The sequence below is a fragment of the Magnetospirillum sp. LM-5 genome, from assembly GCF_902729445.1.
Classification (GTDB): domain Bacteria; phylum Pseudomonadota; class Alphaproteobacteria; order Rhodospirillales; family Magnetospirillaceae; genus Magnetospirillum.
In genome coordinates, this window is the sequence record NZ_CACVCE010000034.1 from 89,005 (window position 1) to 106,325 (window position 17,321).

The window sequence follows — 17,321 nt, forward strand, 5'->3', positions numbered from 1 at the left end:
CGGCGTTACCCGAACACCGCGACGACCAGTTCGTCCAGCCCTTTCTTGACGTCGAAATCGTCGGTCAGCGGCTCGATCATCGCCGCCTGCACCGCCTCGCGCACCGGCAGCCCGGCATTGATCAAGGTGGCGCAATAGACCAGCAGACGGGTCGAGACGCCCTCTTCCAGATCGTGGCCCTTCATGGCGCGCAGCTTCTGGGCCAGCATCACCAGCGAGACCACCTGTTCTTCAGGCAGGCCGGATTCGGTGGCGACCACCTTGCGCTCGATGTCGGCCGGCGGGAAGTCGAACTCGATGGCGACGAAGCGCTGGCGGGTCGAAGGCTTGAGCTGCTTCAGGACGTTCTGATAGCCGGGATTGTACGACACGATCAGCATGAATTCGTCGGGCGCATCCAACAGCTCGCCGGTGCGATCCAGCGGCAGGATGCGGCGGTCGTCGGTCAAGGGGTGCAAGACCACGGTGACGTCCTTCCTGGCCTCGACCACCTCGTCCAGGTAGCACATGCCGCCGGTGCGCACCGCCTGGGTCAGCGGGCCGTCGGCCCAGATGGTGTCGCCGCCCTTCAGCAGGTAGCGCCCGGTCAGGTCGGCGGCGGTCAAATCATCGTGACACGAGACCGTGTGCAAAGGCCGGCCCATGCGGGCGGCCATATGGGCGACGAAGCGGGTCTTGCCGCACCCCGTGGGCCCTTTCAACAAAAGCGGCAGCTTGTGGCGGAAGGCCAGCTCGAACAGACGGCATTCGTTGCCCACGGGCATGTAGAAGGGGATGTCGGTCTGGGTGCCGCTCATTGGTATCACTCCGGTTTAAGTGTCGTGTAAAAGTCCTTCGCTTCGCTCAGTGTACTTTTGCACGTTGATTCAAAAGGAGAAAAATAGGCTTGGGGCGGCCCTGCGCCTATTTTTCGCGTTTGACAGCCGCCATGAGGCGAGCCGTGCTCGCCTCATGGCGGGAGAACAAGCCAATCCCGCGCGGAAAGCTTGCTTGAGCACGGGGTTTCCAAACAGAATCGGGGAAAAGTACACCGAGCCGAAGCCTGGGGACTTTTTCGCGGGAGACGGTTTGCTGTCCATAAAAAAGGGGCGGCCCGCTTGGTTTTAAAGCGGCCCGCCCCCCTTTGATCACACCTTACTCGGCGGGCTGATAACCCGTCTTGGCGGCCTGCGCGGCCTTGCCCGGAACCACCAGGGAGTAGACGATCAGGATCACGCCAACCAGGGTGAACAGACCGGCGCCCAGACGGAACCAGTAGAACAGAGCCAGCTGTTCCTGAACTTCCATGAAGTTCATGCCCAGCACGCGCTGCAGATGGGTCTGCACCACGCCGGCGAAGGTCAACGCGAAGGTCATGAAGGTCACCGCCGAAGTGGTGATCCAGAAGCCCCACATGTTGAGCAGCTGGTTATAGGGCTCGCGCTTCAGAAGCAGCGGCATGGCATAGGTGAACATCGCGACGTTCAGCATGACATAGGCGCCGTAGAAGGCGAGGTGGCCGTGAGCCGCGGTCACCTGGGTACCGTGGGTGTAGTAGTTGATCGGGGCCAGGGTGTGCAGGAAGCCCCACACGCCGGCGCCGAAGAAGGCGAAGGTCGAGCAGCCCAGGCACCACAGCAGCGCCGCCTTGTTCGGGTGCTGACGGCCGCCCTTCCACACCATGTAGAAGGTGAACACCACCATGGCGAAGAACGGCAGGACTTCCAGGGTCGAGAAGATCGAGCCGATCCACTGCCAATAGGTCGGCGTGCCGATCCAGTAGTAGTGGTGGCCGGTGCCCAGGATGCCGGTGAACAGGGTCATCGAGATGATGATGTACAGCCACTTCTCGACGATCTCGCGATCGACGCCGGTCAGCTTGATCATCAGGAAGGCCAGCACCGAAGCCATGACCAGTTCCCACACGCCTTCCACCCACAGATGGACGACCCACCACCAGAACATCTTGTCCAGGACCAGATTGTTCGGGTTGTACAGCGAGAACAGGAAGAACACCGCGATGCCCCACAGGCCCATCAGCAAGACGTTGGTGATGGCGGTCTTGCGACCCTTCAGCACCGTCATGGTGACGTTGTAGAGGAACATCAGGGCGACCACGACGATGGCCAGCTTGATCCACAGCGGCTGTTCCAGGAACTCGCGGCCTTCGTGGATCTTGAACAGGTAGCCGACCACCGCGGCGGCGGCGCCGATCAGGAACAGCCAGAACTGCAACACGGCCAGGCCGGGGCTGTGCAGTTCGGTCTCGGATTCTTCCGGGATCAGGTAGTAGGCGCAGCCGAAGAAGCCCATCAGCAGCCAGACGATCAGCGCATTGGTGTGAATCATGCGCAGGATGTTGAAGGGAACCAGGTCAGCCAGGAAATTCGGCTTGACGACCACGGTGCCCAGAAGGGTGCCGAACAACACCTGCGCGACGAACAGAGCCATCGCACCTGCGAAGTAATACAGCGCCACCTTTTGCGATTGGTATTTCATAGTCTTTACCTCGCGCCTTAACCGCTGACCTTCGGCGGCCAATTCTGGGTGTTGATCTCGCTGGTCCACTTGAAGAAGTCAGCGAGGTCATCCAGTTCCTTCTCGGAGAGATTGAACTGGGGCATCTGGCGGCGGCCTTCGATGCCCGAGGGCTGGCCCTTCATCCACGCCTTCAGCGCCTCGCGGGCGCCGTTGGCGTCTTCCTTGCCGCCGAAGCGCACCCACACATTGGCCAGTTCCGGCGCGTAGTAGGCGCCTTCACCGATCAGGGTGTGGCAATTGATGCAAGAATGTTTTTCCCAAACATGCTTGCCGGCCGCCACCGAAGGGGTGACGGGGTTGGCTGCTGCAATGGCGTTGGCCCTGGTCACGCTATGCGCGGTCAAGGCGACAAACACCACGAAGAAAAACGCCGTACCGCCGTAAAAAATATTACGGGCAGCGGCTTTCGTCAGTGTCTCGGACATGGTCGCTCCTCGAACGATGAGGGTTTGAACTCCATCCACCGCGGTTCCCCCCGACGGTGGTCGCACCCTTTACATTTCAAGCCTGGAGTGAGGACATGCCCCACCACGAGGACGAAGCTATCCGGGCTGGCAAGGAGCCAGCTTTAACATTGGTCAAGACTAAGGAATTTAGGCGGTCTTTTGCCCGGAACGGCAAAATCAGCTGGACGGGTCCAGCACGCGGCGCGTCACCGCCCAATTGCCCAGGCGGCGATCGCATTCGCCGACATGTTCCATCATCCAGCGGCCGACGACCTCGCTGACCACCGTGCGGTCACGGTCGGCGCAGACATTGCCCTCGCGCATGCGGCGCAATTGGTGGACCAGGCGCCAATGCTCGCGCCGGTGATGGTCTTCGTACGGGTAGTCGGCCTGCTCCATCAGCGCTTCCTGGGCCAGGAAGTTGCGGTCGACATAGCGCAACAAGGCGGAAATCCGCGTGCATTGGGTGCGGTCGCATACGCCACCGGCCCGCCGGCATTCGACCATCGGCTCGAACAGGCGGTTCATCAGGTAGCACAGGCCCTCGGTGCCGGCGTCGATTTCGCGAACACCAACCGTCAGGCTCTTGTGGCCTGGAATGGGCATGGACATGCTCCCCGATTTTCTGGGCCGGTTGGCCCATTGTTTTTATGACGATACGGCAACGGCAAGCGCCGCCGCAACGGAAAATCCACAGCGAAAAATTGTGCATCGCAGCACCGCGCGGGCGGTTGACAGCCCATCGACCCATCGGCTAAACATGCGAATGATTATCACTTGCATGCGGTGTTTCCATGAGCCATCTCGATCGAACCTCCCTGGCAAGCATTCCGTGGACCCGACCGATGGGAGCCGGCGATTTCATCTGGCTGGCGGCGTTGGGCTGCGCGGCGCGGCGCGCCATCGACACCGAGACGATCTGCCAGGCCATCGACACCATCTCGGCCGGCCAGTGGAGTCCGTCGGGCCAATTGGTGTGCGACTGCCTGGATGAAATGGTCCGCGGCGGCCATCTGTCGGCCGAGCCGACCAGTCCCGACCCGGTCTTCGCCATCACCGAAGCGGGCCGAGAGACCTTGTCCCTGATGCTGTCCTTGCCGCTCGACCAGCCCGGCGCGGCGTTGGGCCAGACCGGCCTGAGACTGAAGCTGGCGTTCCTGGATCTGGTCGACGTCGCCGAACGACGCCGCCATCTGGAAACCATGATCAGTAGCCTCGAGGCCGAATTGAAGGGCCGCGACCTGGCCTGCGGCGACTGCCAGGCGTTGGGCTGCTTCGGCCGAATCTGGCGCAATCACGACCTCGAGCACCTGCACCGCGACCTGTCCATGCTGCGAAAACTGGCCGGATTCATCGCCGACGGCACCTGAACGATACAGGCCGGAATCGGGGGATGATTCAATTCATCATTTGGTTGCTCATTTTTTGTATCGCCCCTAATATGCAATCCGTAATTTTTGGTAAGTGGGGAGGATGTCGTGCCTGCAATCGACGAGTCAGCCCTGAGGGCCGTGGGTATTCGCCCCACACGTCAGCGCCTGACCATCGCCCGAATCATCCATGATGGCGGCCGCCGCCATCTGACGCCCGACAGCCTGCACCAAGAGGCGAAGTCGGCCGGGATTCGCCTGTCACTGGCGACCGTCTACAACACCTTGCACGAATTCGCCGCCGCCGGCCTGGTCAAGCGGGTGCCGGTGGGCGAGCGCAGCTGGTTTTGCACCAACGTCTCGGAACACCACCATTATTACCACGAGGCCACCGGCCGCATCGAGGACATCCCCGGCACGCAGCCGCGGGTCCTTGACCTGCCGACCGCGCCGCCGGGCATGGAAATGGTGGGCGTCGATGTGATCATCCGCGTCCGCAAGGCGTCCTGAGCCATTCATCGCGACCCAAAGGCCCCGGATCAGCGTCCGGGGCCTTTTTCGTCGTCAGGCTTCCTTGGCCCGCAGCCGCGCCAGGCTGTCCATCAACGTGGCCCGCGCATAGGGCTTGACGACATAGCCATCGACCTTCAGGGCGGCGGCGGTGCGGACGTCGTCCGGCTCCTTCTTCGAGGTCACCATGACGAAGCGAACGCCGGGATGCAGTGGCTTGACCACCGACAGCAGGGTCAGCCCGTCCATTTCCGGCATCATCCAATCGCAGAAGATGATGTCGGGCACGCCCTTGGTCTCGATTTGACGCAAGGCGTCCTCGCCATTGGTGGCGACGCGCACCTTGGTCGCGCCGATACTGCGCAGCAGCCCCGCCAGCACCATCCGCGACGAACTTTCGTCCTCGACGACGATGATGGATTTATCGGCCACCCACTCCAACAATTCGTTCTCGCTCATGATCTTAGCCTTACTCCGTCCAGGCGTTCGGTCATGGGCGCCCCGTCGCCCGTCAATGCTCAATAGCATAGAGCATTAGTTTGGTGCGCCTCTTGTCGCTGGTCAAGACAGGCGCCGCTAACCACGCCCGAATCGCACCGGCACGCGCTTTCTGCCCCAGGTGCCGGGGCCGGCCTCGAAATGGCCGGCGATCCGGGTTCCACAATCCGGGCAGGTGCCGTCGGGCCGCAGGTGCCAGCGGGTGATCTGGTGCCAGTCGCGGCCGATCAGCTTGGCGCCGCAGCCGGGGCAATAGGTGCTGCCGCCGGCCTCGTCATGGACGTTTCCGGTATAGACGTAGTGCAATCCAGCCCGTCGGGCGATGTCTCGCGCGCGGGCCAGGGTGGACAGCGGCGTGTTGGGCAGGTCGGTCATCTTGTAATCGGGATGGAAGGCCGAGAAATGCAAGGGCACGTCGGGCCCCAGCTCGGTCGCCACCCAGGCCGCCAGCGCCGCCAGTTCGTCATCGCCGTCATTCTGGCCGGGAATCAGCAAGGTGGTGATCTCGAACCACACGTCGGTTTCATGCTTCAGGTACTTCAAGGTCTCCAGCACGGCGCCAAGATGGCCGCCGCACAGCGTGTGATAGAACTCCTCGGTGAAGGCCTTGAGGTCGATATTGGCGGCATCCATGTGGGCATAGAACTCGGCCCGGGCCTCGGGCGCGATATAGCCGGCCGACACCGCCACAGTCTTGATCCCCGCCGCCCGGCAGGCCTTGGCGGTGTCGATGGCGTATTCCAGGAAGATCACCGGGTCGTTGTAGGTGAAAGCCACCGCGCGCGCCCCGGTCTGCAGCGCCGCCCGGGCGATGTCTTCGGGGCCGACCAATTGGTTCAGGCGGTCGATCTCGCGCGCCTTCGAGATGTCCCAGTTCTGACAGAACTTGCAGGTCAGATTGCAGCCGGCGGTGCCGAACGACAAGACCCCGGTGCCGGGCAGGAAATGGTTCAGCGGCTTCTTCTCGATCGGGTCGACGCAAAATCCCGACGAGCGGCCATAGGTGGTCAGCACCATGGCTTGGCCCATGCGGGCGCGCACGAAGCACAGGCCACGCTGGCCGTCGTTCAGCTTGCAAAAGCGCGGGCAGACATCGCACTGGATGCGGCCGTCTTCCAGGACGTGCCAGTGGCGGGCGGGGAAGTGCGATCCTTGGACATCGGTCATGGACGACCACCCTTTGCTTGGCCGCGCCTGCAATGGGCGCAAGACACGATATCCGAATTGATCATTCGGATTGGGTATAAGACCCGATTATAGCGTAAAATGCCGACTATGACTGCCATTCGCCCCACTGCCGTCGCCGGTCAGTTCTATCCGGCCGACGCCGCCCAATTGGCCCAGCAGGTCGATTCCTATCTGGGCCAGGCCGGCGCGCGCACGCCCGCCCGCGCACAGGTGCCCAAGGCGCTGATCGCCCCCCATGCCGGCTATGTCTATTCCGGGCCGGTGGCCGCCAGCGCCTATGCCCTGCTGGAACGCGGCCGTGACACCATCACCCGCGTCGTCCTGTTGGGGCCGTCACACCGCGTGGCCTTTCGCGGCATGGCGGTCAGCGGGGCCGAAGCCTGGGCCTCACCCCTGGGTCCCGTGCCCATCGACCGCGCCTTCATCGCAGGCCTGCAGGGCGTCCCCATGCTGGGCAGCCTGGACGCCGCCCATGCGCAGGAACATTCGCTGGAAGTCCATGTCCCCTTCCTGCAGCGCTGCCTGACCCGCTTCACCCTGGTCCCGGTGGTGATCGGCGACGCCCGACCGGAAGAAGTGGCCGCCCTGCTGGACGCCGCCTGGGGCGGGCCGGAAACCTTGATCGTCATCTCGACCGACCTGTCGCATTACCTGGATTATCCGTCCTGCCAGAAGCTCGATTCCGCCTCGGTCGCCGCCATCGAGCGGCTGGACCCCAACGGCCTGGGCCGCGACCAGGCCTGCGGCCGCATTCCCGTCGGCGGCCTGTTGCTGGCGGCCCAGCGCCGCGGCCTGGAGATCGTCACCCTGGACGTGCGCAATTCCGGCGACACCGCCGGCCCGAAGGACCGGGTGGTCGGCTATGGCGCCTGGGCGCTGTACCCGGCCGAACCATCGGCCGAGGACCCAATCCGCGCCATGGGCGAGTTGCTGAAACAGCTGGCCTGGGCCTCGATCCGGGTCGGGCTGCAAACCGGCCACCCTGCGCGCGAGGTGATGACCTCCGACATGCCGGCGGCGATGGGCCAGCCCGGCGCGGTGTTCGTCACCCTGAAGCGGGCCGGTCAGTTGCGCGGCTGCATCGGCTCGGCCATTGCCTGGCGGCCGCTGTTGGACGACGTCACCGACAACGCCTTCAAGGCGGCCTTCAAGGACCCGCGCTTTCCCCCGCTGAAGGCCGACGAGGTGCAAGGCCTGGACCTGTCGGTGTCGGTGCTGACCCCGCCCGAGCCGATGACGTTCGTCGATCAGGCCGATCTTCTGGCGCAGCTTCGCCCGCGCATCGACGGGCTGATCATCGAGGATGGCGGTCATCGCGCCCTGTTCCTGCCGTCGGTGTGGGAACAACTGCCCGACAAGGGGCAGTTCCTGGCCCACCTCAAGCAAAAGGCCGGCATGCCCGTGAACCATTGGTCCACGAGCTTCAAGGCCAGCCGCTTCCAGGCGGTGGAAATCAAGTAATCAGGCGGCGAACTGCCGGCCCAACTGGTCCAAGGTGGCGATCACCCGCTTGGACAGCTCCTCCAGTTCATCCATCCCGGCCAAGGCCTGGGGCTGGTCGCCGGAATTGAGCGCCACCAGCACATCGCGGCCCTTGGTGTGGACCGGACGGTGATGGTCCAGCAATTCGCGGAATGCCGGCAGCGACATCATGCGGTCGTCGGTGACATTGTCGTACCACTTGCCCAACCGGCAGGTGTGGTGCGTCGACAGGTCCGCCGGCAGCAGCCTGAGTTTCCCGGCCACCGCCTCGGCCACCCGTCCGACGAAGGCGCGGTGATCGTCCTTGGTCAGGTCCATCAGCTTCGAGATCGACGATTTCGACAAGGAATCGACCCGAGCGCTCTCCAGCTTGCCGGCGACGAAATGCATGTGCAGGAAGCCCTCGGTGCAGGCCGAGATCTCGGCTTCCAGCGTGATGTTCTCGGAGGCGATGGTCATGGTCACGCGCGAGCCGCGGGTGCATTGCTCGCCTTGGACCGCGGTGGTCATCGCCCCGTCTTCCGACAGATCGTGGATGATCACCTTGGCCGACCGGCCGTCCCTGGACAGTTCGGCCTCCAGCATGGTGGCGCGGCGGCGGCCCTTGCGGCGGTTGGCGAAGTCCGACGAGGTGCGCACCGCCTTGATCAGAAGCTTGCGCATGCTGACCAGCGATTCGTCCATGCGCACGGCGCTTTCGCTGACCGCGTGCGAGGCGCCGTCGGCGTTCTTGACGCTTTCCTCGACCGAATACATCCGGCTTTTGACCGCTTCGGCCTGTTCGGCGGTCAAGGACACGTTGCGGGCGATCTCGCTGGTGGCGGCGGTCTGCTCCTCGACTGCGGCCGAGATGCCGGCCGCCACCTGTTCCATGCCCTGAATGGCGGTCGAGACGTCGTCGATCATGCCGACGGTGTCACGCGACACCCGCTGGATGGTCGCAACCCGGCTGGTGATCTCGTCGGTGGCCTTGGCGGTCTGGTTGGCCAGATGCTTGACCTCGTTGGCAACGACCGCGAAGCCCTTGCCGGCTTCGCCCGCTCGCGCCGCCTCGATGGTGGCGTTCAAGGCCAGCAGATTGGTCTGGGCGGCGATGGTGCCGATCAGTTCCACCACCTGGCCGATTTCGTTGGCGGCGACGCCCAGTCGGTCGACCACGTGGCGGGCGTCGCCCATACGGGTCACCGCATCCTGGGCGGCGCCGGTCGAACGCCCGACCTGCGAGGCGATTTCCGCGATCGAGGCATGCAATTCCTCGGCGGCGGCGGCCACCGCTTGCGCCGAGGCGAAGGCGTCGCCGGCGGCATCCGAGGCGGCATGGGTGTCGTGCTTGACCGAACTGGTCACCCCCGACATGGTCTGGGCGCTGTCGACCAGGTCGGCGGTCAGGCCCGACACGCTTTCGATGGTGTCGGCGACCTGCTTGTCGATGCGCTCGATCATGGCGCCGACGCTTTTTTCGCCTTCTTCCATGCGGGCGCAGGCGACGTTGATGGCCTGGACATAGCCCATATAATCGCCGCTCATGCCTTCGGGGCGGATGGTGCGCTTGAAGCGCCCGTGCGAGGCGGCTTCCAGCGCGCCCCGGACCTCGCGGGTGAAGGCTTCGACCTTGTCGGCCGAGGCGTTGAAGGCTTCCATCAGGCGATAGACCTCGCCGCCGTCGCCGACGCGGATCAGACGGTCGTCCAAACGACCGCCGGCCATGCCTTCCAGCGCGTTGACGACGCGGGTCACCGCGGCGGTGCCCATGCGGTTCCACAGCGCCGACAGGCAGGCCAGGGCCAGGATGGCGGCGGCCAGGCCGATCTGCAGGGCGTTGCCCGACGCGATCGCCGTCACCGCCAGCACCAAGGCCAGGATCGCCGTCACCAGGGCGGCGCCGAACGACTTAAAGAGAGAAGACCAAGTCTTCATAACTGCCCCCAACCCCAATGAATTTACGAACCAGCAGATCGACCCCGGCCGCCGCGGCCTCCTTGGGATTGGCATGCTTGGCCTCTTCGGCCAGCAACTCGGCATAGACCGGCTTGATGGCGGCGATGGCGGCCGGCGTGGGCGCCCTGCGGCTGGAATGGTAGCCCTTGATGGCGCCGGAAGCGTCGAAGGTCGGCGTGACGTGCGCGAACACCCAATAATGATCGCCGTTCTTGGACCGATTCACCACGTAGGCAAAGATTTCATTGCCAGCGTTAATGGTGTCCCACAGTAACTTGAACACGCACCGCGGCATGTCGGGGTGGCGGACCAGATTGTGCGGCTTGCCCAGCACCTCGGCCTCGGTATACCCGGCAATTTCCAGGAATGTTTGATTGGCATAGATAATCCGCCCTTGCGGATCGGTCTTGCTGACGATGATGGCATCCGGCTCCAGGTGCCGCTCCACTCCCGTCACGAACAAATCTGCGCGATTCAAATATTGGCCCTCCGCTTGGGCGGCAAGCGCCCTCGGCGGAACCATACAGTTTTCAACCTAGCAACGGAAGATTCAATATTAGTAAGCCATATGTCTTATGGCTGTGCGCACTTTAACTCGTCAGGCGCTCGGAAGTTGAAGTTCGGCGGCGCGGAAGAAACCGCCGCACGGGCACGCCCCATGCGGCGCCGCAAATCTTCGGGCATGCGACCTTCGCCGCCGGCGGCACGGGCGATTTCGACCAGCGACGGCGCCCCCTTCTCGCCGCCAGTGACACGACCGCCGCCGCGCTCGGCGGCGTGCAGCAGGTCGCGAATCAGCGTGCGCTTGTCGGCCAGCACCGCCTGACGGGCGGCGGCCAGGGCGGTTTCCTGGCCTTGATCGGCGAAGATGGTGACGCGGTGATGCGGGTCGATGCCATGCGGCGACAAATGACCGTAGGCCGACAATTCGATATCGACGCCGCTGCCGGCCAATTCGCGGGCCAAGGTGCGCACCGCCTGGCGATAATCGGCATAGGCGGCCATGATTTCGGCGATGGCGCCGGCATCGGCCGGCACCGAGACGTTGACGTCGGTCGAGGTGGTCCACGGCTTCATCCGCCCTTCCGGCCGGACACGGGCCCGGGTGCGGGCCAGGTCGGGGGCGCCTTCGCGGATGGCCCGGAAGGTATCCATCTCGGCGCCCGACGAGAAGCCGACGCCATATTCGATCATCACGCCGCCGATAGTCTCGGTCTCGGGGTCGAGCAGGCTGAACAGGACATCATCGACCGAATTCTCGGACCAGCCGGTGATGCAGGCCAGCCAGTCGGCGCCGGCATACTCGCACGATTGCAGCAGACCCTGGGCCTTCGAGCGGGCCGGGTCCTGGGCATGCTCGACGAAGACTTCCAGCGAGTCGCGGCTGACCAGCTCGACGCCGTTCAACACGGTGTCGCCGTTGCCAAGGCGGCCGCCGGCACCCGGCAGGTGCACCTGGGTCCAGGGTTCGAGATAGGCCAACAGGCCGGCCACGGCATCGATGTCGCTGCCCTGCACCGGCAGGACCAGGCCGAATTCCGAGGGCGGCACGTCGTAGAAACGGAAGCGGGCGGCGGCGACCATGCCGGTCCAGCCCTGCAGTCCTTCGACCAGGTCCAGATCGTCGCCGGCCATCACCCGGGCCTCGCCGCCATCGGCCAGGACCACCGCATCCAGGGTCGTGCTGGGCCGCATGCGCAGCGGCCCCATGGCGCCGGTGGCGACGACGCCGCCGACAAAGGCCGAGCCGATGCTGGTCAGATCGACCAACACCCGGGCGTTGGGGCCGACCTGTTCGGCCAGCACGGCGTTGATCTGGGTGAAGGTCAGGCCGGCCCCGGCCGACACCAGCCCGTTTTCGCGATCGACCGCCACCTCGTGGGTCCGCAACTGCTCGATCGGGGTGGTGGCATCGACGATGTCCGGGGTCAGGGCACCCTTGGGCCGGATGGCCACGATCCCGGCGAACCCGTCCACGCTTTCCTTCTTGTAATCGAACGAACCGATGGCGCTGGTCAGCCCGCCGGTCGGCATCACCGCAAAGCCCGCCGCCACCGCCTGACGGGTGGCATCGACGATGTCGGCGCTTACCAGCAGCAAGGCGTCCAGCGCGCGGCCGCCATCGTCGGCCAGCTCGGCGCGGCCAAGGGCGGCAAAGTCGATGGGTGGCGGGCTGGCCGTCGTCATGATCCGGTCATTGGGGCGCGGGGTCCGGGAATAAGGCGCGGGTTATATCATATCGGCGCTTGGAATCCATCAAATCCGCCGCCATATCAAGCGAGAAGCAAAAAGATCGGAGCCCCGATGCCCGAAGGCGACACGGCCGTCAACGTCAGCGCCGTCCATTCGATCGCCCGGATCGACAAGGACGCGTGGGACGCCTGCGCCGCCAGTTCCAACCCGTTCGTCAGCCATGCCTTTCTGGATTGCCTGGAGCAATCGGGCTCGGCCACCGCCAACACCGGCTGGAGTCCGTGCCACCTGACGGTCCAAGACAGCGACGGCACGCTGGCCGCCTGCGCGCCCCTTTACCTGAAAAGCCATTCCTATGGCGAATATGTCTTCGACTGGGCGTGGGCCGAGGCCTATGGCCGGGCCGGGGGACAATATTATCCCAAGCTGCAATGCGCGGTGCCCTTCACGCCGGTCGCCGGCCCCCGCCTGATGGTCCGCCCCGGCCGCTCGGGCCGTGCGACCCTGGCCGCCGCCATGGTGCAATTGGCCAGCGACAACAAGCTGTCCTCGGCCCACGTCACCTTCGCCAACGATGGCGACATCGCCGAACTGGAAGCGGCCGGCTTCATGACCCGGCTGGGCTATCAATATCACTGGACCAACCGCGGCTATGGCCGGTTCGATGATTTCCTGGCCGACCTGGCATCCCGGCGCCGCAAGCAGATCCGCAAGGAACGCGACGCGGTGGCGCGCTCGGGCCTGACCATCCGCACCCTGGTCGGGGCCGACATCTTGCCCTTCCATTGGGACCATTTCCTGCGCCTGGTCCACGCGACGGCGCGGCGCAAATGGGGCCAACCCTATCTGACCCGCGCCTTCTTCGAGGCGCTCTCGGCCTCGGCCCTGGGCGCGCAGGTGGTGCTGGTGTGGGCCGAGCAGGACGGCCGCCCGGTTGCCGCCGCCTTCAACATGATCGGCGGCGACACCCTTTATGGCCGCACCTGGGGCGCCGACACCGACACCGCCTTCCTGCATTTCGAGGCCTGCTACTATCGCGCCATCGACTTCGCCCTGGCCCATGGCCTGGCCCGGGTCGAAGCCGGCGCCCAGGGCGAGCACAAACTGGGCCGGGGCTATTTGCCGGTTCCGACCCGCTCGGCCCACTGGATCGCCGACCAGCGCCTGGCCCTGCCGGTCGCCCGCTTCCTGGCCCACGAGACCCCGCTGGTCGCCGCCGACATCGCCTTGCAGGAAGCGGCCGGGCCGTTCCGCCAGGTCGGGTCCTGACCTCTTGCAAAATGGGCGGGGCACGCCCAATTCCAGAGTCTGCCCGAGGGCACCCGGTTTCGAACCGCTGGAACGACGAACCGCGCCGCGGGCCTGACCAGGCATCCGCGGTGGCAACGACCCTTCTTCGACCGGTCAACCGGGGGTATTCGCCGTCATCTCCCCCCGGCCCGGTCGAAGGAGGGTCGCGCTTTTTCCGGCGCCGTCCTATGATGGGGCCATGGCCCTTTGCCCGATCACCGAAATCCGCCCCCTGCTGGGCCGCGACGCCCGCCTGATGGGCCTGGACCTTGGCACCAAGACCATCGGACTGGCCCTGTCCGACGTGCGCCTGACCATCGCCTCGCCCTTCGACACCATCCGCCGCGAGAAATTCACCAAGGACGTCGAAGCGCTGTTCGCCCTGATGGACAAGCAAGGCGTCGGCGGCCTGGTGCTGGGCCTGCCGGTCGAGATGGACGGTACCGAGGGGCCGCGCTGCCAATCCACCCGCGCCTTCGTGCGCAACCTTTTGCGCCTGCGCGACGTCCCGGTCGCGCTGTGGGACGAGCGCCTGTCCACCGCCGCCGTCACCCGAACCTTGCTGGAAGCCGACACCTCGCGGGCCCGCCGCGCCGAAGTGATCGACAAGATGGCCGCCGCCTATATCCTGCAGGGTGCGCTGGATTCCCTTAACCGTTAACGGCGAATTCCCGCCGCAACATGGCTGCCACCGTCCCCACCGCCGCCGACACCAACGGCGACAGGCCGGGCCGGAACGGCATGCAGGCCACCGCCACCGCGCCGATCACCTCGATCTCGGGAAGCGGATCGATGGTCCGACGCACCGTCGCCAGGATGCCCGCACCGCCGCCGGCCGCCGCCCCTTGCGGATCGTCCGGGTAATCCTTCAGCCGCAGAACCTGGCCGGGCTGCCCCGCCCCCGGCGGCAACACGTCGATCATCACCGCCCGAGAACACCCCTGAAACAACGCCACCGCCCCGCCTTCGGCGGCGGCGTCGAACAGCCGAACACCGGGCCGCCAGGCCACCTGGTTCAAACGCGCAAACACCGCGCCCCCGAAGCCATCATCTCCGTGACAAGGGTTTCCCAGACAGATCAAATGAATCACGCGCGTACCCCGATTTCGATCACCCCCCGACGGTATTGCATACAAAATCAACGCTATCAACCAATAAGGGATTTGCTGGCGGATCGCGAACCCATTCGTCGATTTCCGCCATGCCGCCGGAGCCCTAGGAATGAGCTTGATTCGCAGTCGGGCAAAGAGTTAATGTTTTTTCCAAGCTGTCCGCCACATCAGGCGTGACGGCTTTTTTTATCAGCATTGTCGTGGCCAAAGATGAGGAGAGACCTCCATGCTTGCGTGGGAAAACGGATACAAGATTGGCCACGACGACATGGATGCCCAGCATCTGATCTTGTTTGCGCTGCTCAATCAACTGGACGTTAACATCAATGCCGACTTGGCCGACGAGTGCGTCCAAGACGTTCTGGGCGCGTTGAGTGCCTATATCGAGTATCATTTCGCCCACGAAGAAGCGCTGATGAACGCGGTCGGCTATCCCGGGCTGGAGGGCCACGCCGCCTTGCACCGCGAATTCGTCGCCAAGGTCGAGGAATTGCGCACCCAGGCCGAGGACGGAAACAAACAACGCGCGGCATTGAAGATTCGCGGCTTCGTCCTGGATTGGCTGCTGGGCCACATCCTGGAGGTCGATAACGAATATTCCCGCTATATCGCCGCCAAGCACAACAAGGCCTAAGGTTCAGGGACAGGGACAGGGGGAGGGTCGATCATGCGGGCTACAGACGCGGAACGCGCGTTCCTGCACGAATTGCACGCCATCAAACGCGATCCGCTGGGAAAGCGGATCATTCATTTCGCGGTGTCCTTGGCTCCGGCCGGCGAGGATTTGAAGCTGCGCATGGACGGTGCGACCCGCTTCATCCAGAAGTCGTTCGAGAAGGCGCAGAACTTCAAGCTGTTCACCGCCGGCAACCGCGACCTGTTCGTGACCTACGCCAACCTGCCGCTGGCCGAGGTGGTGCTGATCTGCAACAAGGTCGAAAAGCTGTTCATGGGCGATTCCGTGCTGTCGGTGCGCAACGCCTATAACGAGTTCGGCTTCTTCAAGATTTGCGACGCCGTCAAGGAACTCGACCGTGTCGTCGCCGCCGTCAAGGCCATCACCGGGCGCGGCGGCGCCCAGGACGATGAAGGCGGCCAACAGCCGATGAAGCCGGAATTGCTGGCGGTGCTGATCGAGCGGCTGCGCAATGCCGACATGCGCAACTGCATCGAAAGCCAATCGATCTATCTGGCCGGCGATTCCAGCCACAGCGTCGAGTTCGTCGAGTTCACCCTGTCGGCCGACAAGATCCAGCGCAATTTCCTGCCGGGCATCCAGATCACCAGCAATCCCTGGCTGTTCCACGCGCTGCGCGAGGAATTGGACCGCGCCGCCCTGAAGGCGATGGTCCGCGAGGTCCAGGAGTACAGCCACAAATCCTTCAGTGCCAACTTGGGCATCAATACCATCCTGTCCAAGGACTTCGCCGAGTTCCTGGTCCGCGCCCCGGAAGGGCTGGCGTCGCGTTTCGTCATCGAGGTCCACAAGACCGACCTGATCCAGAATAGCGCGCTGATTCCCGCCGTGCGCAAGGTGACCGGCGAGGCCAAGATCAGATTGTGCATCGACGGCGTCGAGTGGCGCGATTTCGAGCTTTTGAACTTCGAAAAATTGCGTCCCGATTACGTCAAGATCATCTGGAACAATGACCTGCTCGAGGCCACGCCCGCCGAACTGTCCAGCTTCGTCAAGGCGGTGCAGGGCTTCGGAGCCGGCACCAAGGCGATCTTGTCCCATTGCGACAATCCCAAAGCCTTTCCCCTGATCCGCCCGATGGGCATCAGGCTGGTGCAGGGCCGCCTGGCCGACCAGTTCTACAAGAGCGGGGTCGCCTTGTAGGCCTCAAGCCCTTGCGGGTTGCCCCGATGGAGCGATCCGCGTAAGGTTCGCCGGGGAGTAGACGTACAGACATGCGCCTTACCTGGACCTTCGTCGCCGGCTTGTTCTTCGCCGGGTTCGTGTTGCTGACGACGTCGCCGATCTTGGCCATCGGCGTCGGCATTGGCCTGTGGGCGAAGCGCACCGAGATGTTCAACGTCCTGGGCGGGGAATCGCTGTTCGGCCTGCGCGGTGTCGACGGGCAGATGCAGGGCCGGATGGTCAACGTCAATTTCCACACCGCCCTGGTGCCGATGCCGGGCGAGCCCAGGCCGCGCCGTCTGTTGCTGCGCCTGGACGTCATCAATGTCGATGTCTTCTCGACCAGCCGCGCCGAGGGCTTGATCCGGCTGGACGCCTGGCCGCTGGAAACCCCCGAAGACGTCAAGCGGCCGCCCCTTTACACCATCGTTGCCGCCGGCCGTGCCGCCTCGATCGAGGACGACACAACCCTGGTGATCGAACGCCAGACCAAGCGCTCGGTCTATTCCCTGGGCGACGGAAACTGGCTTTACGACACCGATTCGCCGGTCGCCCACTTCACCCTGGAAGGCGACCGCAAGCGCCTGGTGGCGTTGTCGGGCATGGAAGACGACATGCCGGCCAATACCGTGGCGATCTTGACCTATGCGACGACGCAATCGGTGATCAAGCGGGTGATGGTGACCGCCCAGGACCCGACGCGCGCCCGCCTGCTGCGCAGTTCGGTGCCGCTGATCCGCCCGCTGGTCCGGCTGGAGAACGCCACCCAGAGAACCGTCGATCTGCCGTTGACCGCCGGAATCGTCCGCATCCCGGTCACCGACGACACCCTGGACCTGGCCAAGGCGCAGGTGCCGATGGGGCTGAACCTGGTGCCGCTTTCGCCCTGGAACGGCCGGCGATAACCCGTCGC

General features: G+C 64.5%; 18 protein-coding genes. 8 read left to right on the forward strand and 10 right to left on the reverse strand.

The genetic code is table 11. From position 1 onward, the window contains the following. Window positions 1-5: 5 nt before the first annotated feature. The 4 genes from MTBLM5_RS12325 to MTBLM5_RS12340 all read right to left on the reverse strand — a co-directional run bounded on the left by MTBLM5_RS12325 (window position 6) and on the right by MTBLM5_RS12340 (window position 3,572). Complete coding sequence (locus tag MTBLM5_RS12325) at window positions 6-797, reverse strand: CbbQ/NirQ/NorQ/GpvN family protein (protein WP_068500908.1); 792 nt, start codon at window positions 795-797, stop codon at window positions 6-8. Between the two features lie 337 nt (window positions 798-1,134). Then, window positions 1,135-2,478, reverse strand: a complete 1,344-nt coding sequence (locus tag MTBLM5_RS12330) for a cbb3-type cytochrome c oxidase subunit I (protein ID WP_173976395.1) — start codon at window positions 2,476-2,478, stop codon at window positions 1,135-1,137. A 17-nt stretch (window positions 2,479-2,495) separates the two neighbouring features. Beyond that, window positions 2,496-2,945 (reverse strand): cytochrome c, encoded by a 450-nt coding sequence (locus tag MTBLM5_RS12335; protein ID WP_173976396.1) that lies wholly within the window; start codon window positions 2,943-2,945, stop codon window positions 2,496-2,498. A gap of 198 nt (window positions 2,946-3,143) precedes the next feature. After that, a complete protein-coding gene (locus MTBLM5_RS12340; protein WP_173976397.1) occupies window positions 3,144-3,572 on the reverse strand; it encodes a bacteriohemerythrin in 429 nt (142 codons plus the stop codon). A gap of 239 nt (window positions 3,573-3,811) precedes the next feature. Between MTBLM5_RS12340 and MTBLM5_RS12345 the strand changes: the two genes are divergently transcribed. Together MTBLM5_RS12345 and irrA are read left to right on the forward strand one after the other, a co-directional pair. Then, complete coding sequence (locus tag MTBLM5_RS12345; RefSeq protein WP_173976398.1) at window positions 3,812-4,336, forward strand: hypothetical protein; 525 nt, start codon at window positions 3,812-3,814, stop codon at window positions 4,334-4,336. Between the two features lie 108 nt (window positions 4,337-4,444). Continuing rightward, a complete protein-coding gene (irrA, locus tag MTBLM5_RS12350) occupies window positions 4,445-4,846 on the forward strand; it encodes an iron response transcriptional regulator IrrA (protein WP_217425023.1) in 402 nt (133 codons plus the stop codon). Between the two features lie 54 nt (window positions 4,847-4,900). Here the strand turns inward: irrA and MTBLM5_RS12355 are convergent, their stop codons facing one another. Together MTBLM5_RS12355 and amrS are read right to left on the reverse strand one after the other, a co-directional pair. Then, window positions 4,901-5,305 (reverse strand): response regulator, encoded by a 405-nt coding sequence (locus MTBLM5_RS12355; protein WP_173976400.1) that lies wholly within the window; start codon window positions 5,303-5,305, stop codon window positions 4,901-4,903. 117 nt (window positions 5,306-5,422) lie between these two features. Continuing rightward, window positions 5,423-6,511: an AmmeMemoRadiSam system radical SAM enzyme gene (gene amrS / locus MTBLM5_RS12360; RefSeq protein WP_173976401.1), complete on the reverse strand. Its 1,089-nt coding sequence runs from the start codon at window positions 6,509-6,511 to the stop codon at window positions 5,423-5,425. A gap of 108 nt (window positions 6,512-6,619) precedes the next feature. Between amrS and amrB the strand changes: the two genes are divergently transcribed. Next, window positions 6,620-7,993: an AmmeMemoRadiSam system protein B gene (amrB, locus tag MTBLM5_RS12365; protein ID WP_173976402.1), complete on the forward strand. Its 1,374-nt coding sequence runs from the start codon at window positions 6,620-6,622 to the stop codon at window positions 7,991-7,993. Here the strand turns inward: amrB and MTBLM5_RS19135 are convergent, their stop codons facing one another. The 3 genes from MTBLM5_RS19135 to MTBLM5_RS12380 form a co-directional block, all read right to left on the reverse strand. Beyond that, window positions 7,994-9,931 carry a methyl-accepting chemotaxis protein gene (locus tag MTBLM5_RS19135; protein WP_305792053.1) on the reverse strand — a complete coding sequence of 646 codons (1,938 nt, stop codon included), beginning with the start codon at window positions 9,929-9,931 and terminating at the stop codon, window positions 7,994-7,996. Then, window positions 9,906-10,430 (reverse strand): PAS domain-containing protein, encoded by a 525-nt coding sequence (locus MTBLM5_RS12375; protein WP_173976404.1) that lies wholly within the window; start codon window positions 10,428-10,430, stop codon window positions 9,906-9,908. The genes MTBLM5_RS19135 and MTBLM5_RS12375 overlap by 26 nt, the downstream gene beginning before the upstream one ends. Window positions 10,431-10,525: 95 nt before the next feature. Beyond that, complete coding sequence (locus tag MTBLM5_RS12380) at window positions 10,526-12,139, reverse strand: FAD-binding oxidoreductase (RefSeq protein WP_173976405.1); 1,614 nt, start codon at window positions 12,137-12,139, stop codon at window positions 10,526-10,528. Window positions 12,140-12,256: 117 nt separating this feature from the next. Here MTBLM5_RS12380 and MTBLM5_RS12385 point away from each other — a divergent pair, with 117 nt between their 5' ends. Together MTBLM5_RS12385 and ruvX are read left to right on the forward strand one after the other, a co-directional pair. Further along, complete coding sequence (locus MTBLM5_RS12385) at window positions 12,257-13,414, forward strand: GNAT family N-acetyltransferase (RefSeq protein ID WP_173976406.1); 1,158 nt, start codon at window positions 12,257-12,259, stop codon at window positions 13,412-13,414. Window positions 13,415-13,634: 220 nt separating this feature from the next. After that, window positions 13,635-14,096: a Holliday junction resolvase RuvX gene (gene ruvX, locus MTBLM5_RS12390; RefSeq protein ID WP_068500873.1), complete on the forward strand. Its 462-nt coding sequence runs from the start codon at window positions 13,635-13,637 to the stop codon at window positions 14,094-14,096. Here the strand turns inward: ruvX and MTBLM5_RS12395 are convergent. Further along, window positions 14,086-14,526 carry a hydrogenase maturation protease gene (locus MTBLM5_RS12395; protein WP_173976407.1) on the reverse strand — a complete coding sequence of 147 codons (441 nt, stop codon included), beginning with the start codon at window positions 14,524-14,526 and terminating at the stop codon, window positions 14,086-14,088. The genes ruvX and MTBLM5_RS12395 overlap by 11 nt on opposite strands. A 247-nt stretch (window positions 14,527-14,773) precedes the next feature. Between MTBLM5_RS12395 and MTBLM5_RS12400 the strand changes: the two genes are divergently transcribed. The 3 genes from MTBLM5_RS12400 (at window position 14,774) to MTBLM5_RS12410 (ending at window position 17,313) form a co-directional block, all read left to right on the forward strand. After that, entirely contained in the window at window positions 14,774-15,181 is a 408-nt protein-coding gene (locus tag MTBLM5_RS12400) for a bacteriohemerythrin (RefSeq protein ID WP_173976408.1), read from the forward strand. 33 nt (window positions 15,182-15,214) lie between these two features. Beyond that, a complete protein-coding gene (locus MTBLM5_RS12405; protein WP_173976409.1) occupies window positions 15,215-16,387 on the forward strand; it encodes an EAL domain-containing protein in 1,173 nt (390 codons plus the stop codon). 71 nt (window positions 16,388-16,458) lie between these two features. Further along, window positions 16,459-17,313 carry a hypothetical protein gene (locus MTBLM5_RS12410; protein ID WP_173976410.1) on the forward strand — a complete coding sequence of 285 codons (855 nt, stop codon included), beginning with the start codon at window positions 16,459-16,461 and terminating at the stop codon, window positions 17,311-17,313. The last annotated feature ends 8 nt before the right edge of the window (window positions 17,314-17,321 follow it).

Coding starts and splice junctions, on each gene's coding strand:
- MTBLM5_RS12330 (WP_173976395.1), bottom strand. CDS start 2,478: ATGAAATACCAATCGCAAAAGGTGGCGCTGTATTACTTCGCAGGTGCG.
- MTBLM5_RS12380 (WP_173976405.1), bottom strand. CDS start 12,139: ATGACGACGGCCAGCCCGCCACCCATCGACTTTGCCGCCCTTGGCCGC.
- MTBLM5_RS12325 (WP_068500908.1), bottom strand. CDS start 797: ATGAGCGGCACCCAGACCGACATCCCCTTCTACATGCCCGTGGGCAAC.
- amrS (WP_173976401.1), bottom strand. CDS start 6,511: ATGACCGATGTCCAAGGATCGCACTTCCCCGCCCGCCACTGGCACGTC.
- MTBLM5_RS12355 (WP_173976400.1), bottom strand. CDS start 5,305: ATGAGCGAGAACGAATTGTTGGAGTGGGTGGCCGATAAATCCATCATC.
- MTBLM5_RS12385 (WP_173976406.1), top strand. CDS start 12,257: ATGCCCGAAGGCGACACGGCCGTCAACGTCAGCGCCGTCCATTCGATC.
- MTBLM5_RS12340 (WP_173976397.1), bottom strand. CDS start 3,572: ATGCCCATTCCAGGCCACAAGAGCCTGACGGTTGGTGTTCGCGAAATC.
- MTBLM5_RS12400 (WP_173976408.1), top strand. CDS start 14,774: ATGCTTGCGTGGGAAAACGGATACAAGATTGGCCACGACGACATGGAT.
- MTBLM5_RS12335 (WP_173976396.1), bottom strand. CDS start 2,945: ATGTCCGAGACACTGACGAAAGCCGCTGCCCGTAATATTTTTTACGGC.
- MTBLM5_RS19135 (WP_305792053.1), bottom strand. CDS start 9,931: ATGAAGACTTGGTCTTCTCTCTTTAAGTCGTTCGGCGCCGCCCTGGTG.
- amrB (WP_173976402.1), top strand. CDS start 6,620: ATGACTGCCATTCGCCCCACTGCCGTCGCCGGTCAGTTCTATCCGGCC.
- MTBLM5_RS12345 (WP_173976398.1), top strand. CDS start 3,812: ATGGGAGCCGGCGATTTCATCTGGCTGGCGGCGTTGGGCTGCGCGGCG.
- MTBLM5_RS12405 (WP_173976409.1), top strand. CDS start 15,215: ATGCGGGCTACAGACGCGGAACGCGCGTTCCTGCACGAATTGCACGCC.
- ruvX (WP_068500873.1), top strand. CDS start 13,635: ATGGCCCTTTGCCCGATCACCGAAATCCGCCCCCTGCTGGGCCGCGAC.
- MTBLM5_RS12410 (WP_173976410.1), top strand. CDS start 16,459: ATGCGCCTTACCTGGACCTTCGTCGCCGGCTTGTTCTTCGCCGGGTTC.